Consider the following 306-nt stretch of genomic DNA (forward strand, 5'->3'; position numbering starts at 1 on the left):
ACGCGGCCCGAGACCACGGAGGCCGAGTTGGCGGTGAGGAGGTGCCCTTCCATGCCCTCGGTCTGCTCCGGTGAGAGGCCGATGGCGTAGTCCTGGCCGTTGGTTCCGGCGAAGACTCCGGTGCGGGTGCCGCTCAGGGTGGCCGGGTCGATCCCGGCCCGTTCGAACGCCTCCCAGGAGGTCTCCAGGAGGAGCCGCTGCTGGGGGTCCATGGAGAGGGCCTCGCGGGGCGAGATGCCGAAGAAGCCGGGGTCGAACTCACCCGCGTCGTGCAGGAACCCGCCTTCCCTGACGTAGCTGGTGCCG

At 70.6% G+C, this 306-nt stretch carries 1 protein-coding gene; it reads right to left on the reverse strand.

Annotated features, from left to right (window positions below):
* A partial coding sequence (locus VR44_RS40665; RefSeq protein ID WP_045952738.1) for a beta-ketoacyl synthase N-terminal-like domain-containing protein occupies positions 1–306 on the reverse strand: 306 nt, incomplete at both ends.

The sequence above is a fragment of the Streptomyces katrae genome, from assembly GCF_000966975.1.
Taxonomy (GTDB): domain Bacteria; phylum Actinomycetota; class Actinomycetes; order Streptomycetales; family Streptomycetaceae; genus Streptomyces; species Streptomyces katrae.